The sequence below is a fragment of the Arthrobacter sp. NPDC097144 genome (assembly GCF_044762205.1).
Classification (GTDB): Bacteria; Actinomycetota; Actinomycetes; order Actinomycetales; family Micrococcaceae; genus Arthrobacter_B.
On the sequence record NZ_JBIWDW010000001.1, the window covers coordinates 660,489 to 686,748 of the forward strand.

Annotated in this window: 24 protein-coding genes; 10 read left to right on the forward strand and 14 right to left on the reverse strand. The window is 66.5% G+C overall.

What is annotated here, in order from left to right:
• Nucleotides 1-1,269 carry a cystathionine gamma-synthase gene (locus tag ACIQXM_RS03080; protein ID WP_400927403.1) on the forward strand — a complete coding sequence of 423 codons (1,269 nt, stop codon included), beginning with the start codon at nucleotides 1-3 and terminating at the stop codon, nucleotides 1,267-1,269.
• On the opposite strand, the gene ACIQXM_RS03085 is transcribed toward ACIQXM_RS03080, so the two are convergent.
• The 6 genes from ACIQXM_RS03085 to ACIQXM_RS03110 all read right to left on the reverse strand — a co-directional run bounded on the left by ACIQXM_RS03085 (nucleotide 1,256) and on the right by ACIQXM_RS03110 (nucleotide 7,841).
• Nucleotides 1,256-2,620, reverse strand: a complete 1,365-nt coding sequence (locus ACIQXM_RS03085; RefSeq protein ID WP_400927406.1) for an NtaA/DmoA family FMN-dependent monooxygenase — start codon at nucleotides 2,618-2,620, stop codon at nucleotides 1,256-1,258. The two genes, ACIQXM_RS03080 and ACIQXM_RS03085, sit on opposite strands and share 14 nt — an antisense overlap.
• A 66-nt stretch (nucleotides 2,621-2,686) precedes the next feature.
• Nucleotides 2,687-3,775: an LLM class flavin-dependent oxidoreductase gene (locus tag ACIQXM_RS03090; protein WP_400927409.1), complete on the reverse strand. Its 1,089-nt coding sequence runs from the start codon at nucleotides 3,773-3,775 to the stop codon at nucleotides 2,687-2,689.
• Nucleotides 3,772-4,956: an LLM class flavin-dependent oxidoreductase gene (locus ACIQXM_RS03095; protein ID WP_400927411.1), complete on the reverse strand. Its 1,185-nt coding sequence runs from the start codon at nucleotides 4,954-4,956 to the stop codon at nucleotides 3,772-3,774. Before ACIQXM_RS03095 ends, ACIQXM_RS03090 begins: the two co-directional genes overlap by 4 nt.
• Nucleotides 4,953-5,942 (reverse strand): ABC transporter substrate-binding protein, encoded by a 990-nt coding sequence (locus ACIQXM_RS03100; RefSeq protein WP_400927413.1) that lies wholly within the window; start codon nucleotides 5,940-5,942, stop codon nucleotides 4,953-4,955. The genes ACIQXM_RS03095 and ACIQXM_RS03100 overlap by 4 nt, the downstream gene beginning before the upstream one ends.
• A 19-nt stretch (nucleotides 5,943-5,961) precedes the next feature.
• A complete protein-coding gene (locus ACIQXM_RS03105; RefSeq protein WP_400927415.1) occupies nucleotides 5,962-6,822 on the reverse strand; it encodes an amino acid ABC transporter ATP-binding protein in 861 nt (286 codons plus the stop codon).
• On the reverse strand, nucleotides 6,819-7,841 hold the full coding sequence (locus ACIQXM_RS03110; protein WP_400927416.1) for an amino acid ABC transporter permease: 1,023 nt from the start codon (nucleotides 7,839-7,841) through the stop codon (nucleotides 6,819-6,821). Before ACIQXM_RS03110 ends, ACIQXM_RS03105 begins: the two co-directional genes overlap by 4 nt.
• Before the next feature lie 331 nt (nucleotides 7,842-8,172).
• Here ACIQXM_RS03110 and ACIQXM_RS03115 point away from each other — a divergent pair, with 331 nt between their 5' ends.
• Complete coding sequence (locus tag ACIQXM_RS03115) at nucleotides 8,173-10,152, forward strand: FAD/NAD(P)-binding protein (RefSeq protein WP_400927418.1); 1,980 nt, start codon at nucleotides 8,173-8,175, stop codon at nucleotides 10,150-10,152.
• A gap of 138 nt (nucleotides 10,153-10,290) precedes the next feature.
• Nucleotides 10,291-10,737, forward strand: a complete 447-nt coding sequence (locus ACIQXM_RS03120; protein WP_400927420.1) for an HD domain-containing protein — start codon at nucleotides 10,291-10,293, stop codon at nucleotides 10,735-10,737.
• A gap of 35 nt (nucleotides 10,738-10,772) precedes the next feature.
• On the opposite strand, the gene ACIQXM_RS03125 is transcribed toward ACIQXM_RS03120, so the two are convergent.
• The 5 genes from ACIQXM_RS03125 to ACIQXM_RS03145 all read right to left on the reverse strand — a co-directional run bounded on the left by ACIQXM_RS03125 (nucleotide 10,773) and on the right by ACIQXM_RS03145 (nucleotide 15,791).
• Nucleotides 10,773-11,609 (reverse strand): ABC transporter ATP-binding protein, encoded by an 837-nt coding sequence (locus tag ACIQXM_RS03125; protein WP_400927421.1) that lies wholly within the window; start codon nucleotides 11,607-11,609, stop codon nucleotides 10,773-10,775.
• The gene (locus tag ACIQXM_RS03130) at nucleotides 11,606-12,664 is read right to left on the reverse strand and encodes a FecCD family ABC transporter permease (RefSeq protein ID WP_400927746.1); all 1,059 of its coding nucleotides are present in this window, start codon (nucleotides 12,662-12,664) and stop codon (nucleotides 11,606-11,608) included. The genes ACIQXM_RS03125 and ACIQXM_RS03130 overlap by 4 nt, the downstream gene beginning before the upstream one ends.
• A gap of 2 nt (nucleotides 12,665-12,666) precedes the next feature.
• On the reverse strand, nucleotides 12,667-13,710 hold the full coding sequence (locus ACIQXM_RS03135) for a FecCD family ABC transporter permease (protein ID WP_400927423.1): 1,044 nt from the start codon (nucleotides 13,708-13,710) through the stop codon (nucleotides 12,667-12,669).
• Nucleotides 13,707-14,726: an iron-siderophore ABC transporter substrate-binding protein gene (locus ACIQXM_RS03140; protein ID WP_400927426.1), complete on the reverse strand. Its 1,020-nt coding sequence runs from the start codon at nucleotides 14,724-14,726 to the stop codon at nucleotides 13,707-13,709. Before ACIQXM_RS03140 ends, ACIQXM_RS03135 begins: the two co-directional genes overlap by 4 nt.
• Before the next feature lie 147 nt (nucleotides 14,727-14,873).
• Nucleotides 14,874-15,791, reverse strand: coding sequence for a LysR family transcriptional regulator (locus ACIQXM_RS03145; protein ID WP_400927429.1), 918 nt, complete (start codon nucleotides 15,789-15,791; stop codon nucleotides 14,874-14,876).
• 82 nt (nucleotides 15,792-15,873) lie between these two features.
• Between ACIQXM_RS03145 and ACIQXM_RS03150 the strand changes: the two genes are divergently transcribed.
• Nucleotides 15,874-16,878, forward strand: a complete 1,005-nt coding sequence (locus tag ACIQXM_RS03150) for a DMT family transporter (protein WP_400927432.1) — start codon at nucleotides 15,874-15,876, stop codon at nucleotides 16,876-16,878.
• A 143-nt stretch (nucleotides 16,879-17,021) separates the two neighbouring features.
• On the opposite strand, the gene ACIQXM_RS03155 is transcribed toward ACIQXM_RS03150, so the two are convergent.
• The 3 genes from ACIQXM_RS03155 to ACIQXM_RS03165 all read right to left on the reverse strand — a co-directional run bounded on the left by ACIQXM_RS03155 (nucleotide 17,022) and on the right by ACIQXM_RS03165 (nucleotide 19,916).
• On the reverse strand, nucleotides 17,022-17,837 hold the full coding sequence (locus ACIQXM_RS03155) for an excalibur calcium-binding domain-containing protein (protein ID WP_400927435.1): 816 nt from the start codon (nucleotides 17,835-17,837) through the stop codon (nucleotides 17,022-17,024).
• Nucleotides 17,838-17,990: 153 nt separating this feature from the next.
• On the reverse strand, nucleotides 17,991-18,905 hold the full coding sequence (locus ACIQXM_RS03160) for a polysaccharide deacetylase (RefSeq protein WP_400927438.1): 915 nt from the start codon (nucleotides 18,903-18,905) through the stop codon (nucleotides 17,991-17,993).
• A 42-nt stretch (nucleotides 18,906-18,947) separates the two neighbouring features.
• On the reverse strand, nucleotides 18,948-19,916 hold the full coding sequence (locus tag ACIQXM_RS03165; RefSeq protein WP_400927440.1) for an asparaginase: 969 nt from the start codon (nucleotides 19,914-19,916) through the stop codon (nucleotides 18,948-18,950).
• A gap of 124 nt (nucleotides 19,917-20,040) precedes the next feature.
• On the opposite strand from ACIQXM_RS03165, the gene ACIQXM_RS03170 reads away from it, so the two are divergent.
• From ACIQXM_RS03170 to ACIQXM_RS03195, 6 genes are all read left to right on the forward strand, one after another.
• Nucleotides 20,041-20,847, forward strand: a complete 807-nt coding sequence (locus ACIQXM_RS03170; RefSeq protein ID WP_400927443.1) for an alpha/beta hydrolase — start codon at nucleotides 20,041-20,043, stop codon at nucleotides 20,845-20,847.
• A 109-nt stretch (nucleotides 20,848-20,956) separates the two neighbouring features.
• Complete coding sequence (locus ACIQXM_RS03175) at nucleotides 20,957-21,379, forward strand: hypothetical protein (protein WP_400927445.1); 423 nt, start codon at nucleotides 20,957-20,959, stop codon at nucleotides 21,377-21,379.
• A gap of 310 nt (nucleotides 21,380-21,689) precedes the next feature.
• Nucleotides 21,690-23,084, forward strand: a complete 1,395-nt coding sequence (locus tag ACIQXM_RS03180; RefSeq protein ID WP_400927448.1) for an extracellular solute-binding protein — start codon at nucleotides 21,690-21,692, stop codon at nucleotides 23,082-23,084.
• Nucleotides 23,084-24,040, forward strand: coding sequence for a carbohydrate ABC transporter permease (locus ACIQXM_RS03185; protein ID WP_400927449.1), 957 nt, complete (start codon nucleotides 23,084-23,086; stop codon nucleotides 24,038-24,040). Before ACIQXM_RS03180 ends, ACIQXM_RS03185 begins: the two co-directional genes overlap by 1 nt.
• 9 nt (nucleotides 24,041-24,049) lie before the next feature.
• The gene (locus tag ACIQXM_RS03190) at nucleotides 24,050-24,940 is read left to right on the forward strand and encodes a carbohydrate ABC transporter permease (protein WP_400927452.1); all 891 of its coding nucleotides are present in this window, start codon (nucleotides 24,050-24,052) and stop codon (nucleotides 24,938-24,940) included.
• Between the two features lie 47 nt (nucleotides 24,941-24,987).
• A complete protein-coding gene (locus tag ACIQXM_RS03195) occupies nucleotides 24,988-26,250 on the forward strand; it encodes a glycoside hydrolase family 32 protein (protein ID WP_400927455.1) in 1,263 nt (420 codons plus the stop codon).
• Nucleotides 26,251-26,260 lie beyond the last annotated feature (10 nt).

Here is a 26,260-nt window from a genome sequence, read left to right on the forward strand (position 1 = left end):
ATGGCATCGGACATCCGCTCGGACGCGGGCTTCAACACCACCGCCGTGCACGCCGGGCAGGAGCCGGACCCACTGACGGGAGCGGTGATTCCGCCCATCTACCAAACCTCCACCTTTGTGCAGGACGGCATCAACGTGCTGCGCGCCGGACACGAATACAGCCGCGGCTCCAACCCCACCCGCAACGGGTTTGAGGTCCAGCTTGCCGCACTGGAACACGGCCATTCCGGCTTCGCCTTTGCCTCCGGGCTGGCCGCGGAGGACGCCCTGCTGCGGGCGCTGCTGCGTCCCGGTGACCACATAGTCCTGGGCGGAGACGGCTACGGCGGCACCAACCGGCTGATCAGCCAGCTCCTGGAACCGTGGGGCGTGTCCCATACGGCAGTGGACATCACCAGTCCCGGGGACGTGCGCGCCGCGGTCCGGCCCGGTGAAACGGCGCTGCTGTGGCTGGAGACGCCGTCGAACCCCCTGCTCCAGATCGCAGACATAGCGCAGTGGGCGGCGGCGGCGCACGACGCCGGTGCCCTCCTGACGGTGGACAACACCTTCGCTTCCCCCTATTTGCAGCGGCCGCTGGATCTGGGCGCGGACCTGGTGGTGCACTCCACCACCAAATACATCGGCGGTCATTCGGATGTGCTGGGCGGGGCCGTGATTACCTCGGACCGCAGCTTCCGCGGCCGCGGATTGTCCGAGGCAATCGGTTACCAGCAGTTCGCCGGCGGTGCCGTGGCCGGACCGCAGGACTGCTATCTGGCCGCCCGGGGGCTGAAGACCCTGGGGCTGCGGATGGAACGGCACTGCAGCAACGCGCAGGCACTGGCGCACTGGCTGCAGGCACAGCCCGGCGTCGCGTCGGTGCTCTATCCGGGGCTTCCGGACCACCCCGGGCATGAGCTGGCGGCGCGGCAGATGAGCGGTTTCGGCGGCATTGTGTCGCTGCGCTTCACCGGCGGCGAGGCAGCGGCCAGGGCGTTTGCGGAGTCCACCCGCCTGTTTGCCCTGTCCGTCAGCCTTGGCGGGGTGGAGTCCCTGGTGTGCTACTGCTCGGAGATGACCCATGCCTCGGTCCGCGGCACCGCGCTCGCGGTGCCCACGGACCTGGTTCGGCTGTCAGTGGGTGTGGAGGACCTTCCGGATCTCCGCGCGGATCTGGAAACCGGATTGGCCGCGGCCCGCGCCGCGGCGCCGGATGCATCAGCACCGGGCACTGGGGCACCGGGCGCTGGAGCACCGGGCCCTCGGCTCTGGCTCAGCTCGGTATAAGCAGCCGGTTGCCGTCTTCGGCGGCAACCGGCTCCCCGCTGACGTCAGGAAGGCTGAGCCCAAGGTTCTCGCGCAGGGTGGAGCCCCGGTACTGTGCGGGATAGACCCCGCGTTCCTGCAGCTCGGGCACCAGATGATTCACAATGTCATCCAGTCCGGTGGGAATCAGCCAGGGGGAAATGTTGAAACCGTCCACCGCTCCCGCGCGCGCATAGTCGGCGAGCCGGTCCGCAACCTCCGCATAGGAGCCCACAAACGTTCCGTCGGTCCTGCCGGTCCGGGAGCGCACAAACTCCAGGATGCTGAGGTTCTGCTCCGCTGCTTCCTGCCGCCACCGGCGGGTCAGCTCCTCCGTTTTGGCACCGTGGAATCCGCTGCCGCGTGTCTCGGAAGAGGAAGCGACCACCGGAGCCGCGTCAGGCAGCGGACCATCCGGATCATAGCTGCTGAGCGGGCGGCCCCAGAACTGCTCGAGATACGCCACGGCCTGCTGCGGACCGATCTGCAGGGAACGGACCCACTGCCTCTTCTCTTCCGCCTCAGCCCGGGTGGCCCCGAGGATGAACTCGCTGGCCGGCATGATTTTGACCGCGTCTTCGGCCCTGCCGGCGCGCAGGACGCGTTCGGTGAGGTCCGCACGGAAGGCCATGGCGGCGTCGAACCCGGGGTGCGCGGAAAAGATCACGTCCGCCTCCCGCGCGGCGAAATCCCGGCCATCAGCGGAGTCTCCGGCCTGGAACAGGACCGGCCGGTGCTGCGGACTCTGCGGCAGCCGGGCCGCGTAATCCACGGTGTAGTGGGCACCCTCATGATGGACCGGCCGGCCGGGACCGTCCGCGCCTGCCGGCCACGATGCCCAAATTTCCTTGGCTGTGCGGACAAACGCCGCCGCGTGGGTGTACCGGTCCGCATGGTCCAGATAGCCGCCGCGCCGGAAATTGGCTCCGGTCCACGCGTTGTCCGTGGTTACGGCATTCCAGCCCGCCCGTCCCCCGGACAGCAGATCCAGGGAGGCGAGCCGGTGGGCCAGGTCCGCGGGATCGTTGTACGTGGTGTTTTGGGTAGCCACCAGACCGATCCGGCTGGTGACCGCAGCAAGGGCCGCCAGCATGGTCTGTCCGTCCGGCCGGCCGGCCACGTCAAGTTCGTGGATCCTGCCCAGGTGTTCACGCAGCCTCAGCCCTTCGCCCAGGAAAAAGGCGGCAAAGAGGCCGCGTTCGGCGGTCTGCGCCAGCCGCCGGAAGGAGTCAAAATCGGTTTGCGAACCGGATTGGGGCAGCTTCCAGACGGTGCCGGAGTTGACTCCCTGAAAGAAAACGCCGAACTGCAGCTGGCGTGGTGTTGTAGGCATGGTGGTCCTTTCGGGCCGGTGTTATCGGGACGGCGGTTGGCGGGCCGGTGTTATGGGGTCCGGCGGTTAGCCGGCCGGGGTGAACCGGCTGGCGGGACGGCCCAGGCCCAGAAGGGCGCGCAGGGTGGTGTCCGGAGCGGAGGGAGCCAGCAGGCCTGCGGAGCGCAGCCGCGGCAGCACCCCGCGGTCCAGTTCCTCCAGCTCAATCTCCAGCACTGCCGGATGCAGCCGTACACCGCGGGCAACAGCCAGCAGCTGGGCCAGGTAGTCGGTGATTTCCTCCGCGGTGCCCGCCAGCCGGGCCGGCCCTGAGGCGTCCCCTTTCCGGGGTTCCCAGGCCTCCAGTTCGGCGAGCCGGTCCGCGGCCCGGCGCCCCCGCGCGTCGAGCACTATTTCCAGTTCCGCGACCACCGGTGCGGATCCGCTGTGCCGGGTGACTTCGGCCAGCAGCAGGTCGGGGGTGGGTGCGGACACCAGGACGACGTCGGCGTCCGGGCCGGTGCCCGGCGCCACGAGACCCGCCGGAGCAAACACCGGAAGCTGGCCCTGGAGCGGCCGCGGAATAATGGAGGGGCCTTTGACGGAATAGGTTGCCCCGCGAAAATCGGCATAGTGCACCTGCCCCGCGTCCAGGTAGCGCCCGGAGGCAACATCGCGGATTACGGCGCCGTCCTCCCAGCTGTCCCAGAGCAGCCGGTTGACCTGCACCGCGTCCGCCGCCTCCCGCAGCAGGGCGCCACCGGACACCGGGCCGCGGCCCACAGCTGCCGCTTCCTCCGCCGTGCCGGAGGCTGAGACAATCCAGCCGGCCCGTCCACCGGAGACATAATCCAGGCTGGCCAGCTGGGTGGCTACGTGAAACGGCTCCGTATAGACGACGTCGACCACCGGCACGAGGGCTATGCGGTGGGTCGCCGGAGCGGCGAACGCCGCCCGCTGCACCGCGTCCAGCCGGCCGCGGGGTCCGTGTGCGGGGGCCAGCCGCCCGTCATCGAACGTTGCCGCGTGTATGCCGGCGCTTTCCGCGGCCAGCACGGTGCTCCGGATCCGTTCCGGGGCGAGCACACTGTCCGCAGACAGGCCCAACGCGCGCCGGGCGGCAGGATGGGTGCCGGCGCCGTCCAGCTCCAGGGCGATGATTCCGCGCCCGGTCACTGGTGCGCTCCGATGGAGACGCCAGCCCATGAACTGTCTGTGCCGGCCTCGCCAACGTCGCCGGCCGCCGTTCCGCCGATGCCTGCGGGATCAATTCCCGCTCTTCCCTGCGGGCGGGCCGCCCAGGAATCTTCAGCCTCCCAGAGGGTGTCCGGTGCGGCCTTGCGGACCGCGGGGATCACCTCGGCTGCAAACCGCTCCAGGATCTCCAGCTGCTGCGCGAACGGCAGCGTGGTGGGCAGGGAAACGGACTGCAGCGAGTGTCCGTACGCCGCGTGGTAGTCCAGGATTTTAGCTGCAACGTCCTCCGGACTGCCCACCAGCGCCGGCCCCTCGGCCACGGCGTGGTCGATGTCCCGGAACGGCGTGTTGTTGCCGGGCACGTTCCGCCCTGCGGTCAGGCCCTCGTAGACCGGACCAAAATCCCGCTTAGCCGCAGCCGTGCTGTCCGCCAGGAAGATCCCGCCTGCGCCGCTGCCGGAGGCAATGTATCGCTGTGCGGGGTCGTGGCCCGCGGCGAGGTACTGCTCGTTGTAATGGTCGATGAGCCGCTGATAGTTTTCCCGGGGCTGAATGGCATTGGCCGTGAACAGCGGATCACCCCAGCGTGCCGCCAGCTCAGCCGAACGCAGCGAGGTGGCTGAGCCGTGCCATACCCGAAGGGGGCCGGCGAAGGGCCGGGGAGTGGTGGTGACGGGCTGGGTCAGCGGGCTGCGGAAACGGCCCTGCCACGTTACGTCTTCCTCACGCCACAGCCTGCGGAGCAGTGCATATTTTTCTTCCAGGAGATCCCACTGGTCCGCAAGGTCCAGTCCAAAGAGCGGATATTGGAGCACTTCATTGCCCTTGCCGATCACCAGCTCCAGCCGGCCGCGGCTGAGCTGGTCAATGGTGGCGTAGTCCTCGGCAACGCGGACCGGATCCAGTACGGAGAGCACGCTTACTCCGGTCTGCAGCCGGATGCGGGCGGTGACCGCTGCAACGGCCGCCAGCACGGTTGCCGGTGAGGAGGACAGGAAGTCACCGGCATGCCGCTCCCCCACGGAGAAGGAATCGAACCCCAGCTCCTCGGCCCGCCGGGCCGTCTCTATCACCTGTTCGAAGCGTTCGGCGGCGGAGACTCGATGCCCGGTCCGCGGATCTCTGTGATGCGGGATGATGTCCAGAACCTGGAATTTCATTTCGGGTCCGCCGTGAAGAGTTCCGATTCCGGCAGTGCCTCTTCGGCGAGCCCCCAGCGGTCCAGGACATCGCCGTAGGTACCGTCCTGGATCAGGGTGTTGACCGCCTCGGAAATCACCGGTGCCAGCTGGTTGCCACGCCGGGTGGTGGCAGCCACCAGGGTCTCGTTCGGCCAGCCGGCGTTGACCTTGCCCACCACTTTGAGGTCATCGCGGGTGTTTTCTCGGTAAGCGGCGCTGGGATACGGAGCCAGATTCAAATCCAGCCGGCCAGAGGACAGCGCCAGGATGGTGTCGGCGTCGGACCCGTAATACTGCAGCAGAGCGGGTGCCTTGCCCGCCGCTTCCAGCTCCTTGTTCCAGGCCAGCAGGATTTTCTCCTGGTTGGTTCCGGATCCCACGGCAATGGTTTTGCCGGCAATGTCCTCAGCCGAGGAAACCGTGAGGTCCGAGTCCTTCCGGGCCTCAAAGCCCATGTAGGCGGCCCGGTAACTGGCGAAATCAAACTTCTGCAGGCGCTCGTCATTAATGCCCACGTTGGAGAAGACGGCTTCATAATCACCGGATTCGGTCTTCAACGGCCAGTTCTCCCAGGAGGTCACCTGCAGGTCCAGCTCCAGGCCCAGCTTGTCCGCCACCAGCTGCGCGACATCAATTTCGCTGCCGATCACGGTGGTGTTGTCGGTGGCATGGAAAGTCAGCGGCACCGATCCGGCGGTGGTGGCAACCGTCAGCTTGCCGTCTGCGGCGATGGCTGCGGGCACCTTCGCGGCGAGCGCCGCGTCCTCCTGGCTGCGGATCCGGTCCTGGTCCGGGCTGCTGTTGTAGACCACGCCGTTGGCGGCGGCGGTGGCGGGAGCCGTGGAACCGGCGCCGCCGGTGTCGGTGGTCGCGGCCGCGCCCGGGTCGGAGCAGGCGGACAGTGCGAGTGTGAGAAGGCCGGCCGCTGCGCTGTACCGCAGCAGGCGGGGTGCTGTTGGGATCATGGTTGTCTGTCCTTACGGGTCAGAGGTGGAAAGCGGGCTGGATGAAAGCGGAGAGGAACGCCTTGGTGCGTTCCTGGACCGGCTGGCTGAAGATGAGGTCCGGCGGGCCGGATTCGATGATCCGGCCGGCGTCCATGAAGACCACGGTGTCCGCGATGTCCCGGGCAAAGCCCATCTCATGCGTCACCACAATCAGCGTGGTTCCGGACCGGGAGAGGTCCTTGATGACGTCCAGCACTTCCCCCACCAGTTCGGGGTCCAGGGCGGACGTGGGCTCGTCAAACAGCAGGATTTTGGGTTTGAGGGCCAGCGCGCGGGCAATGGCCACGCGCTGCTGCTGGCCGCCGGAGAGCTGGCGGGGATAGGCATCCGCCCGGTCGCCCAGTCCCACCCGCGCCAGCAGGGTCCGGGCCTCCGACTCCACGAGTTTCCGGTCCCGGCGCTGGGCGTACACCGGAGCTTCCATGACATTCTGCAAAGCGCTCAGGTGCGGAAACAGGTTGAAGGACTGGAACACCATGCCAATGCCGGTGCGCTGTTTGAGGATGTCCTTTTCCTTCTGCTCGTGCAGTTTTCCGCCGCGGGGAACGTAGCCCACCAGTTCGCCGTCAATGCTGATCAGCCCGGAGTCCACTTTTTCCAGATGGTTGATGGTGCGCAGCAGAGTGGACTTCCCCGATCCGGAGGGGCCCAGGATCACCGTGACTTCCCCGGGCTGGACGGTCAGGGTGATGTCCTTCAGGACCTGGGCGGGCCCAAAGCTCTTGCAGACACCGGAGATGTGCACCCGGCCCTGCTGCTCCGCGGGAGGCAGGGCTTGCTCCGCGGGAGGCAGGGTTTGCCCGGTCCTGTTGCGCCGGCTCGGTTCCAGACGGGTCATGGGTTTTTCCTGTTCGTGGTCAGGGGGCTGCCAAGGGCCGGAATCCTCGCATGGGTGCCCAGGACGCGGCGGATCCGCTGCAGCGGTGTGGGCGGAAGGGTGCGCAGGGCGCCCTTGGAGTAGTGCCGCTCGATGTAGTACTGGAAGACGCTGAGCCCCGAGGTGATGGTGATGTACCAGAGGGTGGCCACCAGCAGCAGCGGCAACACCTGCTGGGTGCGGTTGTAAATGACCTGGACGGTGTAGAAGAGGTCGGAGTAGGCCAGCACATAGACAATTGAGGTGCCCTTGACCAGCCCGATGATCTCGTTGAAGGCGGTGGGCAGAATGGAGCGCATGGCCTGCGGCAGGACTATCCGGGTGGAGCGGCGCCAGGCCGGAATCCCTAGTGCGGCGGCCGCTTCCAGCTGGCCCTGGTCCACGGCCAGGATTCCGCCGCGGATGATCTCCGCCGAGTAGGCGGCCTGGTTCAGCGTCAGTCCCAGCACAGCAGCAGCAAACTGGCTGATCAGGGTGGTGGTCTGCACTTCGAAGAAGCGGACATCCGTGAACGGGATGCCCAGCGAAATCTTCTCGTACAGATACCCCAGGTTGTACCAAAGGAGCAGCTGGACCAGCAGCGGGGTGGAGCGGAAAATCCAGGAGAAGGTCCAGGACACCGCCACCAGCAGCGGGGACGCGGAGAGCCGCATCAGGGCCAGCAGGAATCCCAGGACAAAGCCCAGGCTGCCGGTGACCACCGTCAGTTTCAGGGTCTCCCCCAGCCCGCGGATCACCGATTCCGCCGTGAACCACTGCGCCACCACACCCCATTCCCAGCGCGGATTGGTGAACAGGGACCACATCACGGCGGCCACGCCGCACGCCACCAGGAAAGTTCCCACCCAGCGCCACGGGCGGCGGGCGGGAACCGCGCGGTAGCCCTGATACTCCGCGGTCCGGTCTCCGTCCCAGTCCCGGTCCCGGTCCCGGACGGGCAATGTGTCCGCTTCCGCGGTATGGATCCCCGGTGCGCTCATGGGGTTTGTCCCTTCCTTCAGAGTCCGGCTGCGGCGGTGCGCCTCCGATCCGGAGCGTCGGTCGCCGCGGCTTCTGCTGAGGAATCTAGAGCGCTCGCCGGGCATCCCAAAACATCGCTTCGCACGGGGACCGCGGAGGAAATATTCGCCTCCGGGACGACTCCGGAGGTCACCGAATGACGGTGGATGACGCCGGATTTCGGGCCGTGAACGTACGTGAACCGGCAGGCACGGAAGCCGCCCCGGCGGGCCTAGCATGGGCGGACTCCACCCCCTCGAACCTCCGCCGGATGCAACGCCGGACGTACCGCCAGCTGAAAGGAAGCCACCCGTGATCCGTGCCGGCTCCGCGTCCCCGGACGCGCCTTCCGCGGCAGGCGCCGCCTCCCTCGTGTTCATTGGCGGCGGCCCCCGGGCGGCTCTCATCCTGGAGCGCCTCGCTGCCGGCATCTCGTCCGGCCGGTTCCGCGCACCGCTGCAGATCCACGTGGTGGAGCCGCACAGCCCCGGCTCGGGCCGGATCTGGCGGCGCAGCCAGAGTCCGCAGCTGCTGCTCAATTCCATGGCAGCGGACATCACCATGTTTACCGATGACTCGGTGCAGTGCGCCGGGCCGGCCCGCCCGGGCCCGGGGCTGCTCCAGTGGTGCCGGGGCGTGGCGGAGGGAACCATCACCGACGTGGACCTGCCGGACGCGGATCTGGCCGAACAGGCGTGCACTCTGGAGCCGACGTCGTTCCCCTCCCGCCGGCTGCACAGCCTGTACCTGGAATGGTTTTTTCGGCGCACCGCGGCGGAGCTCGGCCCGCAGGTTTCGGTGACCCATCACCGGAACACGGCGGTGGGTGTCCGGGCGGCGGGCGGCAGCTACGCCGTTGCACTGGATTCGGGAACTGAACTGCGGGCCGACGCCGTAGTGGCTGCGGTGGGGCACACCGATTCCGTGCCCTCGGGCCGCTCCCGGGACCTGGCCGGTTTCGCTGCCCGGCACCGGCTGTTCCACGTTCCGCCCGCCTACACCAATGACGTCGATTTTTCCGCCCTGGCTCCGGGGCAGGACGCCGTGGTAACCGGAATGGGGCTGGCGTTCATTGACCTGGTGGTGCTCCTGATGGAAGGCCGCGGCGGGAGCTTCCGGCAGCTGCCCGGCGGCGCCCTGGAATATCGGGCTTCGGGCAGGGAACCACGGTTGTGGGCCGGCTCGCGCCGCGGAGTCCCGTACCGGTCCAAGATCACCGCGCCGCTGCAGGGGGAACCGGTGGCCCCGCTGCGCTACCTGACCGCCGGCGCCGTCGGCGCTTTGGTCCGCGAGCACGGAACACTGGATTTTTACGAACACCTGTGGCCGCTGGCTGCCAAGGACGCCGCGCTGGCGTATTACCGGGAGCTGTTCACCGGTCATCCGGCGCGCGTGGCCATGGCGTGGCCTGGCTTTGAGCGGGCGTTCGACGCCGTTCCCTGGTACTCCGCGGAGCGCCGCCGGCTGGTGGCAGCGGCAGTTCCCGCGCCGGCGGACCATCTGGAGTTCGAGGACCTGGACCGGCCGCTGGCGGGACGGCATTTCGCGGACCTTGCCGAGGTGCAGGACGCCGTGGCCGGCCACATCCGCGCGGACCTGCGGCTGCGGGACAGCGGTGCCCATTCCGAGACCCTGGGCCTGTTCTACGGCCTGCTCAATGTCTACGCCGCACTGGGTGCGCTGGTTCCGCCGGCAGTGCTGACGCCCGCGTCCCGGGACGCGGCGGGAGGCTGGTGGCACGGATTCTTCAGCCACGTGGATTCCGGGCCGCCCGCACACCGGCTGCGGGAACTGCTGGCACTGCACGACGCCGGTTTGCTCCACTTCCTGGGCCCGGGCCTGGAGGTGGCGGGGGACGAGGAACGGGGCATGTTTACTGCCCGTTCACCGCAGACCGGTGCCAGCGTGCACGCCCGGGCCCTGATTGAGGCACGCCTGCCGGAGCCGTCGGTGGCCGGGTCGCTGAACCCGGCCCTGAGCTCGCTGGCAGCTGCGGGACTGGGCTGTGAGGATGGCTCATCCGGGAAGCTGCTGGTGGACGCCCGCGGACGGATGGTGGGCCGGGACGGACATGCGGCGCCCCGGCTTTATGCGGTGGGGGCCGCCGCATCATCCTGGGGTTCCGGTGCATTTGCCCGGCCGCACAGCAACGCGGCGTCCTTCCGGGAAAGCGATGCCCTGGCCCGGCTGATCCTGGCGGACCTTGAGCGGCTCAGCACCCCGGTTCCCGCCGGCGGATCCGTGCACCGGCTGGACCTGACCCTGCGCGCGCTGCACGCGTCGGCCGGGTAAGGGATCAGCGGCGGGCGAGGAACAACCGGCCGGGTGAGCCGAACCGAGTCGCGCACAGCGCGTGTCAGAGGCACCGGTTATCGTCGGAGAAAGGACATGCTCCAACGCCGTGGCATCCGCGGCAGAAGGCGAGGCATCATGCGCGATCTAGTGACCGAGGCGAAGGACGTTGCCGCCCAGGCCCATCAGGGACAGGTGGACAAGAACGGATCTCCGTATATCGGGCATCCCGGCCGGGTGGCCGGCCACGTGACCCGGCATGCCGCCGCCGGCGACTTGGAAGCGGCGCAGGCGGTGGCGTGGCTGCATGACGTTGTGGAGGACACCCCGGTGACGTTGGAGGATCTGGCGCAGCAGTTCCCGGCCGAGGTTGTTGCCGCCGTGGATGCCATGACCAAGCGGGCCGACGAGGATCGGGACGCCTACTACCGGCGGGTGCGGGCCAACCGGATCGCCCGGGCGGTCAAGCAGGCGGACCTTGATGACAACACTGATCCCGCCCGCACAGCCCGGCTGGATCCGGAGACCCGGCAGCGGCTGGCCGCAAAGTACGAGCACGCACGGAGCGTCTTGGCAGGCACCTGACCGAAACGAGGCCCGGCTGAACGGATACCTGTCGCTTAGTCCCGGGGCGTTCCGGCCTCTGAGTTTCGCGCCTCCGCCACATGGTGCCGGCCCAGGGGCAGCATCAGCGGTTTACCCGAGGACGGGTCGGTGATCACCATGTTGTCCATGCCGAACACCGTCCGCACGGTGGCCTCGGTGAGCACGTCCTCCGGCAGGCCGGCAGCGTGCAGTTTCCCGTCCGCCACGGCCACCAGGTGGTCGGCGTAGCGGGCGGCCAGGTTCAGGTCATGCAGCACCATCACAATGGTGGTGCCGCGGGAGCGGTTCAGGTCCGTGAGCAGATCCAGCACCTCAATTTGGTGGCTGACGTCCAGGAACGTGGTGGGTTCGTCCAGCAGCAGCAGGTCCGTCTGCTGCGCCAGTGCCATCGCGATCCAGACCCGCTGCCGCTGTCCGCCGGAGAGTTCATCCACGGCCCGGTCCGCCAGCGCGGCGGTGGAGGTGGCGTCCAGCGCGGCGGCAACGGCGGCGTCGTCGTCGGCGTTCCAGCGCGCAAAGATGCCCTGGTGCGGGTGCCGGCCGCGGCCCACCAGATCGGCCACCGTGATGCCTTCGGGCGCGATCGGTGACTGCGGCAGCAACCCCAGCGTGCGCGCGAGCTGCTTGGCCGGAATGGAATGCACCGCCTTGCCGTCCAGCAGCACGTGCCCGGAGCGCGGGGCGAGCAGCCGGGACATCGAGCGCAGCAGCGTGGACTTGCCGCAGGCGTTGGCGCCGATGATCGCGGTGACCTTCCCGGCCGGAACCATGAGGTCCAGGGAATCGATGACCGTGCGGTCGCCGTAGCCCAGCGTGAGGTTTTCGACGTTTAAGGTGTGGGTTGCGGTCACAGCGAGGCTCCTGCGCGGTTGACGCGGACAATGAGGTAAACAAGGAACGGAGCGCCGAGCACTCCGGTGATGACGCCCACCGGCATCCGGGTGCCGAAGGCGTACTGGCCGCAGAAATCGGCCACCAACACCAGCAGCGCCCCCACCAGTCCGGCGGGAACCAGCAGCGACGGGCCGGGGCCCACCAGCCGGGCCGCGATCGGTCCGGAGAGGAATGCGACGAAGGCGATGGGTCCGGCGGCCGCGGTGGCAAAGGAAATGAGCCCGACGGCGGTCACGATCACCACAATCCGGGTGAGGTTCACGCGCACGCCCAGGGCGGAGGCGGCGTCGTCGCCGAGCCGGGTGACGGCCAGGTTTTTTGACTGGCTCAGCAGCACCGGCGCCAGCACGGCCAGGGCAGCGAGCACCGGCAGGACTTGGTTCCAGGAAGCACCGTTGAGGCTGCCGGTGAGCCAGCGCATGGCTTCCTGCAGTTTCCAGTCCGGGGCCTGGTTCAGCACGTAGGCGGTGACCGAGTCCAGCATCGCGGCGATGCCGATGCCCACCAGGATCAGCCGGGTGTCCGCCACACCCCGCTTATAGGACAGCGCGTACACGGCCATCGCCACGGCCAGGCCGGAGACGATGGCGAAGGTGGACACCGCGGTGCCGCCCAGGCCGAGCCCGACAATGGCAAACGCGGCTCCCGCGCCGGCGCCGGAACTGATGCCGATAATGTCCGGGCTGGCCAGCGGATTGCGGAGCATGGTCTGGAACGCCACGCCGGCCAGGCCGAAGCAGGCGCCGGTCAGCACAGCCAGCACCGCGCGCGGCAGGCGCAGCCGGCCGACGGCGAAGGAGGCGCCGGGCACGTCCTCCCCGAGGATCACGTGCAGCACGTCCGCCGGCGCGTAAAAGGTGCGCCCGGCCATCAGGCTCAGCGCGAAGACGGCCAGGATTGCCACGGCCAGGAGGGTGACCACCAGCCGGTAGCGGGCAGCGGCACCGTGGCGGACCCGGGCAACCGCGGCGGCCGTGCTTTCGCCGGCGGTTTGCACGGTGGAGACTTCAATGCTCACAGGGCACGCACCTTCTGCCGGCGGACAATGTAGATGAAGAACGGGGCGCCGATCAGCGCGGTGATGATGCCGACGTCGATCTCGGCGGGCCGGGCGATGATGCGGCCAACGACGTCGGCGGCGGTCACTAGCGCGGCGCCCGCGACGGCGGTGAAAGGCAGCAGCCAGCGGTGGTCCACGCCGACGAGCAGCCGGCAGGCGTGCGGGACCACCAGGCCGACGAAGGCGATGGGGCCGGTCACCGCGGTGGATGCCCCGCAGAGGATAACTGCGCCCAGGGCTGCGCCGCCTCGGGCCAGGGCCACGCGTTCGCCCAGGCCAGCCGCGAGCTCATCACCCAGGGCCAGCGAGTTCAGCCCGCGGGCCGAGAGCAGGCAAATGGCAAAGCCGGCCAGCAGGAAGGGCAGGATCTGGCCCAGGCTGTCATAGGAGCCGCCGCCCACGCCGCCGATCTGCCAGGAGCGCACGCCCTGCGCCAGGTCATTGCGCGGCAGCACAATGGCGCTGACGAAGGAGGACAGCGCGGCCGCCGTGGCGGCACCGGCCAGCGCGAGTTTCAGCGGGGTGGCGGCGCCACGGCCCAGCGAACCGATCAGGTAGACAAAGACGGCGGTGATGCCGGCACCGGCGATCGCCAGCCAGACATAGCTGGAGGCGGCGGCCAGGCCGAAGAACGCCATGCCGGCCACAATCGCCAGTGAGGCGCCCATGTTGATGCCCAGGATGCCCGGATCGGCCAGCGGATTGCGGGTCACGCCCTGCATGACGGCGCCGGAGAGGCCCAGCGCGGCGCCGGCGGCGACCGCAAGCAGGGTGCGCGGAATGCGCTTGGCGACGGCGGCCTGGTCAAAGCCCTCGGCCGAGCCGCCCAGTGCGGCAAAAATGTCATTCCAGCCGACGTCGCGCGCGCCCACCGTGATGCTGGCGAGCATCAGGGCGGCGAGCACGGCGACGGCGGCCAGGAACCAGAGGGCGCGAAGCCGGGCCGGGCGCCGGCGCCGGTAAGCGACCGGCGCCGTCACCGTGTGGTGTGGTGTCACTTCGCCTTGGCTGCGGCGTCGGACAGCAGGGTGAGGTAGTCGTCCAGGACCCAGGAGATGGCCAGTGGGGTCGGGTTGGCCGCCGTGCCCAGCGGGGTGTCGGGCAGCAGGACAATGGAGCCGTTCGCGACGGCGGGGATCTGCGAGAGCAGCGGATCGGATTCCAGTGCGGTGACGAGTTCCTGGCCGCCGTAGCTGACGATCACGTCCACGTCGTTGAAGGCGTCGGCCTGCTCGGCGCTCTGCGTCAGGGAGAACTTGTCCGTGGCGTCCGAGGCGGTCTTCACGCTGTCGGCAACGGCCATGCCCAGGTCCTCGAAGAACATGGTGCGGGTGTCCTTCGTGGTGTAGAAGCTGACTTCGCTGAGGTCGGTGGTGTCCACGTGGGTCAGGAACATGGCGTTCTTGCCTTCGAGGTCCGGGTGCTCGGCAGCGGCGTCGGACATTTCGGTTTCGAGGTCGGTGATGAGCTCTTCGCCTTCCTCCTTCATGCCCAGGCCTTCGGCGTTCAGCTCGATCATTTCGCGCCAGGAGGTGCCCCAGGCGGTTTCCGGGTAGGCGACCACGGGGGCGATTTCGCTGAGCGTGTCGTAGTCCTCCTGGGTCAGGCCGGAGTACGCGGCGAGGATAACGTCCGGATTGGTGTCGGCCACCGCTTCAAAGTCGATGCCGTCGTTCTCGTCGAAGAGGACAGGGGTTTCGCCGCCGAGTTCCTCGAGCTTTTCGCTGACCCACGGAAGCAGGCCGTCGCCGTCGTCGTCGCCGTAGTTCGCTGCGGCCATGCCCACCGGGACGATGCCCAGGGCCAGCGGTACCTCGTGGTTGGCCCAGTTGACCGTGGCCACGCGCTCGGGCTTGGTCTCGATGGTGGTGGTGCCCAGGGCGTGCTCGATGGTGATCGGCTCAAACGCGGAGCCGGTGGCGTCATCGGTGCTGGCCTCGGAGGTGGCGCAGGCGGACAGCCCGATGGTCAGCAGGGCAGCCGCGGTGACGGCAGTGAGTCGTGAAAGGCGCAAGGTGGTATTCCTTCGTCAACAGTGGGGAGCAACCCGGGGGCCACAGGCGCGCACTCGGGGCATCGCACTGGATTTAGGATTGCCTAACCAAATAAGACTAAGGCATGCCTTACCAAAGTTGTGACAGTTGTTACGGCTGTGGCGCTGTCATTCCGTAACCGCGGATGCGGGTTCCGGCTGCCGGCTCCGCGCAAACAAGGTCTCCAGCACCAGCTGCACGGGGACGGTGCCGGCCATGCTTCGGCGCACCACGGCGTAGATGGACCGGACCGGTTCCGGGCGGACGACGGCGACCCTGCGGACATTGCCCGGCAGCTGCCGGGCGCTCAGTCCGGGGAGCACGGTAATCCCGACGCCGGCGCTGACGAAGGCAATCGCCGTCGCGTAGTCATGGGCCTCCACATGGAAGGTGGGGGTGAACCCGGCGGCGGCACAGGTGTCCAGCAGGTTCTGCCGGCACAGTCCGTAGGCAAAGTCGTTGTCCACCCAGCGCTCCCCCACCAATTCCGCCAGCTCCACCTCGTCCCGGTCCGCGAAGGGGTGGTTCTCCGGCAGGACGGCAACATAGGCGTCATTGATCAGGTGGTGCGCGTCGAATCCGCTGCCGGGGCTGACGGTTCCCTTCCGGCCGACCACCAGCTGGATGTCCGGCCGGTCGCGGAGCTCGGGGGCGATCTCATCGCGCAGCTGCAGCTCCAGACGGACCCCGGGCAGCTCGTCGGTGATGCGGCGGGCCACTTCTGGCATCCACGCAGCACCCACTGACGCGAAGTAGCCGATGGAGAGCCTGCCGTTGCGTCCGGTGCGAAGATCAGCGAGCACCGCTTCGGTGTCGCTAAGCCGGGCCAGGATCCCTTCCGCCTGTTCGGCCACCACCAGGCCAGCCGTCGTCGGGCGCAGGCCGCGGCCGGCCCGCTCCAGGAGGGTGAGCCCGGTTTCGCGCTGCAGGGCGGTCAGGTGCTGGCTGACGGCAGACGGGGTGTAGCCGAGGTTTGCTGCTGCGGCGGCCACGGAACCGCTGGCCACAACGGCGGAAAAGATCCGAAGCCGATGAACATCCAACATGGCGTGCACTCTACAGCGCCACTGAAGAGTGAATCAATAATCGGAACTGGTGCTGAATCATCCGGTGGGCAAGAATTCAAGCATGACTTCTACAGCTTCCCGACCCGCCCGGGTCTCAAACGGCAACACTCCGCGCCTGTGGGCCGCCATGGCCGTGACCGTGGTGCTCTGGGCCTCCGCCTTTGTGGGCATCCGATCCGCCGGTGCGGACTTCAGCCCGGGCGCACTGACGCTGGGCCGGATCGCGGTGGGAGCGGTGGCGCTGATGGCCATTGCCGCCGTCGCCGGCCGACGACGCCGGAGCCTGGCTGCCGCTGCGGGTGCGGGTGCCGGTGGTGGGGGTGCCGACGGTGCGGGTGCCGTCGGTGCGGACCAGCTGCGGGCGACGCGCAAGCCGTTGCGGGGACGACTCCTGGCACTGGTGATTGTCTGGGGACTGGCCTGGTTTGGCGTCTACAACCTGGTGCTGAATGCGGCCGAACGCCATCTGGATGCCGGCACCGCTGCACTGCTGGTCAACCTGGCACCCATGATCGTCGCGATCCTCGCCGGGCTGCTGCTGGGTGAGGGGTTTCCACGGCGGCTGATCGTCGGCATGCTGGTGGCCTTCACCGGCGTTGCCGTCATCGCGGCCGCCACCTCCACCGGGACAGTGGATCCGGTGGGCGTTGGCCTCGGGCTTGCAGCCGCCGTCCTTTACGGCGGTGCGGCCACCTTGCAGAAGAGTCTGCTGCAGCACGTGGACGCCACCACCATGACCTGGATCGGCTGCCTGGCGGCCGCCGTCGCGTGCCTGCCCTTCACTCCCGACCTGGTCCGGGCACTGTCCGCCGCACCGCTCTCCTCCACCCTGGCGGTGGTGTACCTCGGGGTGTTCCCCACCGCGATTGCCTTCACCACCTGGGGTTATGTGCTGGCCCGGTTCAGCGCGGGCCGCACGGCGGCCACCACTTACGCGGTCCCGGCCGTGGTGGTGGTCCTGTCCTGGCTCCTGCTGCAGGAGGTGCCGCCGGTGGCGGCGTTGTTTGGCGGAGCCTTGGCCCTGGGCGGGGTTGCCGTGGCAACGCTGCCCCGCCGGCGGGCGTAGGGCGCGTACGACGCCGGGACGGTTCCGGGGCGCTTCCGGGGCGCTTCCGTGCACATCCGCACGAGGTAGGGCCGGACTGCCGGCACCCTCACACAGCAGCGGGAGCCCGGAACGATTCCCGGGCTCCCGCTGCTCGGGCGGGGTTATTCGCAGCCGACTCCGTCGCCGTCTCGGTCCAGATGAGTACCGTAACCGGGCTGGCCCGCGTACACCGGCGCAGCGCCTGCTGCACGCGCCGCAGCGCAGTTCTTGTAATACACGGCAGCAGGTGCCGGCTCGGGAATCACCGGCGCAGGCTCAGGAACAGGGGCGGGAGCCGGAACCGGGGCCGGAACCGGGGCAGGCTCCGGAGCCGGGGCGGGAGCAGGCGGTTCAGGTGCCGGAGGAAGAGGAGCAGGGGCAGGATCAACGGGCGGCGGCGCCGGTTCAGCCTTCTGCTGATCCCGGGCGGCCTGTTCTTCTGCCTTGGCCTTGCGTGCTGCGAGGAGCGTCACCGAGCTGTCCTCGTCCATCCAGATGAGTGCGCCGTTGTCATCCTCGGTGCAGACGTAGACCGCGCTCTGAATAGTGGGCGTGGCGGACGGGGACGTCTGTGTCGGCGACGGTGAGGCTGACGGTGAAGGCGAGGCCGACGCTGAAGGGCTGGCAGAAGACGTTGAGGGTGTGGGGCTGGGGCTGGCAGTGGCGGCGTCATTGACGGTCCGGCTCGCTCCCGCCGTCGTGCAGCTTTGGTTTGCGATGGGAGTCGCCGTCGGAGTGGGCGTCGGCGTAGCCGTGGGTGTCCGCGTAGCCGTCGGCGTGGCCGAGGACTTGGTGGGCGACGGGGCGGTGATGGCGGCAGCTTCGGCTCCGTCGCCGGCACCGCAGCCGGCGACGGCGAGGACTGCCGTGAGAGTGAGCGCGCTCCACGACAGAGTGCGGGCTCCGGCGCGCGCACCGGAGAAAGACAAAAACGGCATAGGTCCCCCATGGACTAAAGACTGTGAAATAGCTGTACCGGGTGGATGAGCTCATAATGATGCGATTGCATCGAGTCCATAGCCTACAGCCTGATTGGTGTCCCTACCGCCACGTCTGAATTCTTGAAAAACGCGCCTGGCTGAGGCAGGAAATCAGCCTAATTTCGAGCCGGATCCTTTTGCGGAATCGCCGCGGGGATTCCGGGCAGCAAAGTCGCGGGCAATGGTTTCCATATCTACGAACTCCACGCCGTCGTGCCCGGCAATATGGTCAAAAAGCCGCTCCAGCATCAGCAGGTTCTGAGGCCGCCCGGAAACGTCCGGATGAATCGTTATCGGAAATACGGCATAATCCATTTCGCGGTAGACCCAATCAAACTGGTCCTTCCACAGCTGCTCAATATCCCGCGGGGACACAAAGCCGTGGCTGTTGGCGCTGCCCTTGATGAACATCATGGGAGGCAGATCATCCAGGTACCAGTTCGCGGGAATCTCGATCAGGTCCGTCTCGTCGCCGCGGACCAGGGGCTTCATCCACTCCCGGGCCGAACCGGCGTCGTAATTGATATTGGTCCAGGAGTCTCCCACCCGGACGTAGTACGGGGTGAAGTCGTTGTGCATCAGGGAATGGTCGTACAGGAAGCCGCGCTCCAGCAGGATCTCATTGGTGACGGGAGAGAACTCCCACCACGGCGCCACATAGCCCACCGGTTTGGTGCCCGTGCGGGCGGTGAACAGCTCGATGCAGTAATCCAGCACCTCGGTTTCCTGCTCGCGGCTCATGGCGATGGGGTTCTCGTGGCTGTAACCGTGCACGCCCACCTCGTGCCCGGCGGCCACGGTGGCGTCAAACTGTTCCGGGAACGTTTCAATGGAGTGCCCGGGCCAGAACCAGGTGACGGGCATTTGCCGGTCGGCGGCCAGCTTGAGCAGGCGGGGTACGCCCACCTCGCCGGAGAACAGGCCGCGGGAAATGTCCCCGGGCGAGTCCTCTCCCCCGTAGGAGCCGAGCCAGCCGCCCACGGCGTCAACGTCGATCCCCACTGAAACGTAGATGTTCTTGGCCATGGTGTCCTCCTGGTTGACGGCGTCGGGGTGTATCGGTGCGGTTTAGCTGTAGCGGGTGAAGCGGGCGGCGAAGGTCTGCGGATTGGGGTCGGCGGCGAGCAGCACGGCGGCCAGGATCCGGGCCTGGAACGGGTTCAGATCCCGTGAGACGACGGCGCCGGCGCGGGCCAGGTCCTTGCCGCCGCCGTTGCCGTAGGTGGGAATCACCGGTCCCCACGGGGTGCGGCTGCTCAGGATCACCGGCACGCCGTTGCCGGTCAGTTCGGCGACGGCTTCGGCAAACCCGTCGCCGGCGTTGCCGATTCCGGTTCCGGCCAGGACGACGGCGTGCGCACCGTCGTCGGCGGCGTGGCGCATCAGGGTCGGAGTTGCGCCGGGGTAAGCCGTAATGATCTCCACGCTCATGGAGTCGAAGGCCTGCCCGGGAAGCGGCAGGGCGCGGCGGGGACCCGGAAAAGCCGTGACGACGACGTCGTTCCCGGCCAGGTGCGCCACCTCCACTCCGCCGGCAAAGGGGCTGGCTGCGGTGGTGTGGATTTTGCGGGCGCCGCGGGCGGTGCGGATGCTGCCGGCGAAACTGATCACCACCCCGGCGCCGCGCAGGCGGTCCTCCGCGGCGGCGGCTACGGCCTCGGCGAGGTTGTGCGGGCCGTCCGGAGCATCGCTGTCCGCCGGCCGCTGGGCACCCGTGAAAACCACGGGCTTGGGGCTGTCGTGCACCAGGTCCAGCAGGAAGGCGGTCTCTTCCATGGTGTCGGTGCCGTGCGTGACCACCACGCCGTCGACGTCGTCCTGCTCCAGCGTTTCCTGGACCTGCTCCGCGATGATGCGCAGATCCTGCAGCGTCAGGCGGTAGCTGCCGGTGGTCAGGATGTCGCGGGCGGTGACCGTGTGCCCGCCGGTCAGGCCGGCGGTGAGGGTTGCTGCGCCGTCGGCCGCCACGGACCCCGCAGTGCCTTGCCCGCGGGAGGCGATGGTTCCGCCGGTTCCCAACACCTGAATCGAGGCCACTGTCTGTCCCGTCCCTGGTCGCTTTCAGCGGACGTGTCAGCGGACGCCTGCCTGGCCACCGCTGCCGCTGCATGTGGGTGTGAGGCTATGGCGGTGCGCCGGGAAGCGCAAGGTTTCCCGTGCGATGGGCAATCCGGCGAACACTGCTGCGGGCGTGCTAGGTTTTTTGTCCCACCCCGGCAATCCCAGGAGCAGCTATGCAGGTCCATCCCCAGGCACAGACTTTCCTCGACCTGCTGAAGGACGCCCCGCCGCTGGACACTCAAACCGCGGAACAGAACCGTGCCGACCTCGAGAACGCTCTGCCCCTGTCAGTGTGGACTACCGCAAGGCACCGGAACACGTGTTCCCGGCAGCGGCCGACGACGCCGAATCCGTCACCGCTGCGCTGCTCTCGGGCGAGTCCGGGCTGGCCATTGACCCGACCCGCGTGGCGGTGGCCGGGGACAGCGCCGGAGGAAACCTGGCCGCGGTCACCGCCCAGCAGCTCGCCGGGCATGTGCCGCCGCTGGCACACCAGGTGCTGGTTTATCCGGTGACCGATGCCCGCGTGGGGTCCACCGCGAGCTATGCAGAGTTTGCGGACGGGCATTTCCTGACGCAGCGGGATATGCAGTATTTCGTGGACACCTATGCGGCCGGGGCGGATCTGGACGATGTCCGGCTCTCCCCCGCCCGGAACCCCGACCTCTCCGGCGTTGCCCCCGCCACCGTCATTACCGGCGAATGCGATCCGCTGCGCGACGAGGGTGAGGCGTACGCCCGCCGGCTGCGGGAAGCCGGAGTGCCCACAACCGCCGTACGGTTCAGCGGACAGGTGCATCCGTTCCTCTATATGGCCGGGCTCATTGACGATGCCGTGGTTGCCCGCGAGTTCATCGGGTCCCGGCTGCGGTCGGCCCTGGCAGTTAAACCGGTCCCGGCCGAATAAGCGGGTACGGATGCGGAAGGCGGCTCGGAGTCTCGGAATCAGGGGTCTCGGAGGCTTGGAGTCTCGGAATCCGCGCCCGCTTTCCCGAGAGCGGGCGCGACAATGAAGCATGGATGAACGCGCCATTCTGCTGAGGGCAGTGAAGGCCTTTCACACATTTGCGTGGTTCACCATCGAGGCCTGCATGCTTTACGTTCTCTACGCCGGCGTCCGCAAGCGGACTGACCGAAGGGTTGGGATCGCGGCTGCGGTGGTCACCGCGGAAATCCTCGTCTTCGCCGGCAACGGTTTCCACTGCCCGCTGACCGCGGTGGCACGGGAGCTCGGAGACAGTTCCGGGTCTGTCACTGACATCTATCTCCCCCGATGGTTCGCCCGGAACCTCCCTGCCATCCACGTGCCGCTGATCGTCCTAGCGGTATTCCTTCACTGGCGGAACATCTCGGCCCGGAAGACTGCGGAGAATCGCATTGGACTACTAGTTAGCCGGGTACACAGGCCTAGTGAGGTCTTCCACAACCGACCACTGTGATTCGAGTTCAACTCTCAATTCCCCGCCACCTGTCCCGAAGCGGCCAATGTTGGTCACGTCGCGGCTGAACCCTTCACCAAGCTCCACCAAGGCCAGGATCAAGCTCTGCGGAAGGCCGAGTTGGGGCAGAATCCAATGGCCCAAGGGATACCAGTGCCGCCAGTAACCGGAGAGGACTCCGCGGCACGGGAGGCCTAGCCCCATCCACGGCCGTCACCACTTGCATACTGCGACGGCAGTCACACTTGACACGTGTTAGGTCGCTCTGCAATGCTGCCTGACACGAGTTAGGTAGAGGTGAGGAGGCAACATGAGCGACGTATCAAGACGACTGGCCTTGAGTTTGCTGGGCGTTGGTGCGGTCGGCGCCCTTGGGGCAAGCTGGCCCAGGATGTCAGGAGCAGACATCCCTGGAAGGGGATCGGACTCGCTCAGTGTTGCCATCCTCGGCAATGCCCAGGATGCCGAAAGCCGGGTCAATCTGGTGAAGGCTTTTTCGGCGGCCAACCCGGACATCACGGTCAGAATTCAAGCCATTCAAGGTGCTGATTGGGGAGACTTTTTCGCGAAGATCCTCACCATGGTGGCCGCAGGAACCTCTCCTGACGTGGTGTTAGTGGCGACGGAAGGCGCTCAGCTGTTTGCCGAGCGCCTGGCTGAACCTCTAGACATGTACGTACAGCGGGACCAACAAGAAATACAGAACTACTTCGATGATGTACATCCTTCGCTCATTGAAGCATTCATGTATCAGGGCAGCTTGTTTCAACTTCCGATGGATTTCAACAGCGCCAACATGTATATGAACACGGGGGCGTTTGAAAAAGCAGGCCTGACGCTTCCGGGAGCCCATTGGACGCACGACGACTTCTACAATTCGCTGACCGCCATGAAGAGAACCGGCGGCAAGCAGTTTGTTCCCTATTACTGGACCAACAGGCTCTTCGGAGGAGTGGTGCCGTGGCTGTACGCCAATGACACGAGCTTCCTGAAGGAAACCCGCAGCACCGGCGGCAGCTGGTTCTGGGACAGGTTCTACCCCAATGAGGCCACGCGCAGCATGCGCTCCGGCGGTTATCAGTGGTTGGAGCCCAATGCCGAGGACCCGCGGGTTGCGGAGAGCTTCGAATTCTTGCGCACCTTGGTGGCTGAGGGTCTAGGTACCAGTCCGGCCCAGGGCGGCGGCAACGAGTTGGTCGCGCAGTTCGCTTCCGGACTCATTGGCACAACGCCTGCCGGCGGCTATTGGGTGGAAGGTCTGCAGGAGGCAGGCATGGCAGAGGATGCCTTCGATGTGCAGTTCTTCCCCAAATGGCGCACCCAGAGGCACCAATTCGGTGCGGCCGGCTACGCAATCATGAAAACCTCCACCCGGAAGGACGAAGCGTGGGAATGGATCAAGTTCTGCGCCACTAAAGAGGCGATGGAATTGGCCATGCCACTGCCCACCACAACGCCGGCGCGACGGTCCATGGTCAACGAGGCCCTGTATACGGGCAAGGGGCCAGCCCGTTGGAAGGTCTTCTACGACACGCTGGACCAGTTTCCCACTTCCGGGCCCATTCCGGCCCCACCTCAGCAGGCTGCGGTCGAAAGTGCCCTGATCAAGAATGTCCTGGGCGCTGTCACCGGATCCGCAGCCAATATTCAACCTGCCATGTCCACGCTGCAGCGTGACCTCGAGCTGGCTATGAGGAGAAACTAATGTCAACCATAGTCAAGGTATCCGCAGCCAGTGGGCCGCAGCAGGAATTCAAAACCAAAGGTCCGGGAAAAGAAAGAGGAAAACAAAAGGGCGGCAAGCGTCTCGCTGCACTCTTTTTAGCACCGACCATTGTTGGCATTACAATCTTCACGCTCATCCCCATCGTTGCCTCATTGACCTTGGCTTTTTTCCGCTGGGACATCATCAGCGCACCGGAATTTGTCGGCGTGGACAACTTCACCTCCATCGGCGCAGACCCCACCATCCGCCGAGCGTTCCTGAACACGATCGGCTTCGTCGTGGTGGCCGTGACCCTGCAGCTGACTGCTTCCATTGGCTTGGCCGTTCTGGTTCAGTCAAAGATGCCGAGCTGGCTGCGCACTTTCTTTCGTTCAGCTTTCTTTTTCCCGCTCGTTCTTTCGGCCGCCAGCGTGTCCATCATCATGTCTTACCTGTTCAACCAGAATTTTGGTTTGGTAAATCAGATCATAGGTTTGGCGGGCATCCCCGCAGTGCCCTGGCTGACATCCCAATCAGGGGCCATGGTGGTCATTATCCTGGTGTACGTGTGGCAGAACTTCGGCTTCACCTTTTTGCTCATCATCGGTGGCCTGAGCTCCATCCCAGTCGAGATGTATGAAGCCTCATCCATTGACGGTGCCACCGGTTGGAAACAGTTCAAGAACATAACGCTTCCGCTGTTGAGTCCAACTCTTCTGGTGGCGAGTGTCATGGCCATTATCTCGGCCCTGCAAATCTTTGATCAGCCCTATGTCATTACCCGTGGAGGCCCCGGCGATTCGACCCGCACCGCCGTGATGGTCATTTATGAAACGGCTTTCAAGCAGTTGGACTTTGGCCGTGCCTTCGCCATCGGCATCGTGCTGACGCTGCTCATCATGCTGGTGACCGCCATCCAATTCCGCCTCTCACGACGCTTCGTGCACTACAACTAGGACAGTGCCATGACTACTCTTACCGAGAACGAAAGCATCGCTTCCACCGGCCGCCGCACAGCGCTGACTCCGCGCAGAAAAGGCCTCTCCGGGCGCACCGTCGGACGTGCCACCATCCTCATTGTCGCCACGATCCTGACGCTTGGTCCCGTGGTATGGACTGTTTTGACCTCCATGCGTCCACCCACCGAATCGTTGGGTGCTGGTGGTTCCATCTTCTCCGGCGGCTTGGATTTCAGCTCTTACGCGGACGTGTTCAAACAGGTCCACATGTGGTTGCTGATCTGGAATTCAGTTCTTGTCACCGGACTCATCGCCGTAGGGCAGATGTTCACGGCGGCGCTGGCCGGATATGTGTTTGCCCGTATTGAGTTCAAGGGCCGCGGTTTGCTGTTCAGCGTGGTACTGGCAACCATGATGGTCCCCATGCAGGTGACGATTGTTCCCGTGTTCATGCTGATCCGCGGAATGGGTCTTTCCGACACCCTGCTGGCCCTGATTCTGCCAGCCATTCCCACCGCGTTTGGCACCTTCCTCATGCGCCAATTCTTCATGGGACTGCCCGGCGAGTTGGCTGAAGCTGCCGCGATCGACGGCGCATCCCCCCTACGGACGTTCCGTTCCGTTTACCTGCCGCTGGCCTGGCCGGGACTGGCCATTGTGGGCATCCTCGCTTTCAACTTCCATTGGAATGAATTCTTCCGGCCCCTCATCCTGACCATCAGCGAAGAGAACTTCACCCTGCCCCTGGGTCTGGTCTCCTTGCAGGGCAACATGGGAACGGGCTCCGTCGCCACAGTTCTTGCCGGCGTGGTGCTGTCCATGATTCCTGCATTGGTTGTCTTCCTCTTCGGCCAGCGCTACCTGCGTGAAGGCCTGACAGCGGGAATTAACAAATGACCTCCTGCCGTCCCGAAACACCAAACCACCATCAAGGAGATATACCTGTGAGCACCACCGACCCCGCCTTCCCGGCATTGCACGGCCGCCCGGATCAGGGCTGGATCAACGACCCCAACGGCTGCATCAAGGTCGACGGCGTCCACCATTTGTTCTTCCAGTTCAACCCGGACGCTCCTATTCACGGAAACATTCATTGGGGCCATGCCACCTCCACAGACTTGGTCCGTTGGACCCAGCAGCCTATTGCCCTGTTTCCCCGCGAGGGCACGGCCGACGCAGCAGGGGCATGGTCCGGCGTCGTCGCTTTTGATGGAGACATGCCTACGGCGTTCTACACGGGCATTGCCGAAAGTGAGCACGCTTCACAAGTTATGACCGCCACCTCGGACAGGACGCTGCTGGAGTGGCAGCAGGAATCCCACGGAATTCTGGGGATGCCGGATGAACCGGGCATCGGCGCGGTGCGCGATCCGTTCCTGTTCACGTTCAACAGCGTCCAGTACGCAATTCAGGGTGCCGGCTACGAAAACGGAACCCCGGCGATCCTGCTCTACCGCTGCCACAGCATGACCAATTGGGAATACCTGGGACCGTTGGTCACTGGCGCTTCCGGGATTGCCCGGGACTGGGCTCCTGCCGAAATCTGGGAATGCCCCCAGCTTTTCGAAGTTGATGAGCAGTGGATCCTGATGCTCTCCCTGTGGAACCGCGACGACCACGCGCTGGACCGCGTGGTCTACCTTTCGGGCGAGCTGAGCGAAGGCGGAGCCGGGCTCAAGTTCCTGCCCACCGCGGGTGGTTTGGTGGACTCAGGGAATGCGTTTTATGCCCCGCAGGTCGTGGCCGGCACAAAAGCCGAACCGCGCACGCTGATGTGGGGCTGGAGCTGGGAAAAATCCCGTCCCGAGGCCAGCATCCATGCGGCTGGGTGGGCCGGCGTGCTCACCTACGCCCGTCAGCTCAGCTTTCTGAACGGCGCACTTATCTCCGAGCCCGTGGCAGAGGTAACCAGCCTGCGTGCGGGTATCTTGTCCGACGGCGCGGGCGGAGCGGACGTGCCCGTTAACGAACGCGCGTTTGAAGTGGTCGCTGCCGGCGCCGCTGAGCTCGTCATGGTCGACGGCGACACCCAGACTGTGGTGGCGTCAGTGAACGCCGGGCGGATTTTGGTGGACGGCTCGCTCATCGAGATCTTTGGGGCAGACGCTTCCTCCGCCACCGAGCGGGCGTATCCCACGGCAACCTCCCGGTTCGAGATACACGCGCCTGAGTCCACCCGAGTCACTGTCCATCGCCTGGCCTTGTAGCGGCGCCAGC

Coding starts and splice junctions, on each gene's coding strand:
- ACIQXM_RS03105 (WP_400927415.1), bottom strand. CDS start 6,822: ATGACCCGTCTGGAACCGAGCCGGCGCAACAGGACCGGGCAAACCCTG.
- ACIQXM_RS03085 (WP_400927406.1), bottom strand. CDS start 2,620: ATGCCTACAACACCACGCCAGCTGCAGTTCGGCGTTTTCTTTCAGGGA.
- ACIQXM_RS03160 (WP_400927438.1), bottom strand. CDS start 18,905: ATGGCCAAGAACATCTACGTTTCAGTGGGGATCGACGTTGACGCCGTG.
- ACIQXM_RS03110 (WP_400927416.1), bottom strand. CDS start 7,841: ATGAGCGCACCGGGGATCCATACCGCGGAAGCGGACACATTGCCCGTC.
- ACIQXM_RS03095 (WP_400927411.1), bottom strand. CDS start 4,956: ATGAAATTCCAGGTTCTGGACATCATCCCGCATCACAGAGATCCGCGG.
- ACIQXM_RS03175 (WP_400927445.1), top strand. CDS start 20,957: ATGGATGAACGCGCCATTCTGCTGAGGGCAGTGAAGGCCTTTCACACA.
- ACIQXM_RS03190 (WP_400927452.1), top strand. CDS start 24,050: ATGACTACTCTTACCGAGAACGAAAGCATCGCTTCCACCGGCCGCCGC.
- ACIQXM_RS03080 (WP_400927403.1), top strand. CDS start 1: ATGGCATCGGACATCCGCTCGGACGCGGGCTTCAACACCACCGCCGTG.
- ACIQXM_RS03185 (WP_400927449.1), top strand. CDS start 23,084: ATGTCAACCATAGTCAAGGTATCCGCAGCCAGTGGGCCGCAGCAGGAA.
- ACIQXM_RS03120 (WP_400927420.1), top strand. CDS start 10,291: ATGCGCGATCTAGTGACCGAGGCGAAGGACGTTGCCGCCCAGGCCCAT.
- ACIQXM_RS03150 (WP_400927432.1), top strand. CDS start 15,874: ATGACTTCTACAGCTTCCCGACCCGCCCGGGTCTCAAACGGCAACACT.
- ACIQXM_RS03180 (WP_400927448.1), top strand. CDS start 21,690: ATGAGCGACGTATCAAGACGACTGGCCTTGAGTTTGCTGGGCGTTGGT.
- ACIQXM_RS03170 (WP_400927443.1), top strand. CDS start 20,041: ATGGGCAATCCGGCGAACACTGCTGCGGGCGTGCTAGGTTTTTTGTCC.
- ACIQXM_RS03155 (WP_400927435.1), bottom strand. CDS start 17,837: ATGCCGTTTTTGTCTTTCTCCGGTGCGCGCGCCGGAGCCCGCACTCTG.
- ACIQXM_RS03100 (WP_400927413.1), bottom strand. CDS start 5,942: ATGATCCCAACAGCACCCCGCCTGCTGCGGTACAGCGCAGCGGCCGGC.
- ACIQXM_RS03145 (WP_400927429.1), bottom strand. CDS start 15,791: ATGTTGGATGTTCATCGGCTTCGGATCTTTTCCGCCGTTGTGGCCAGC.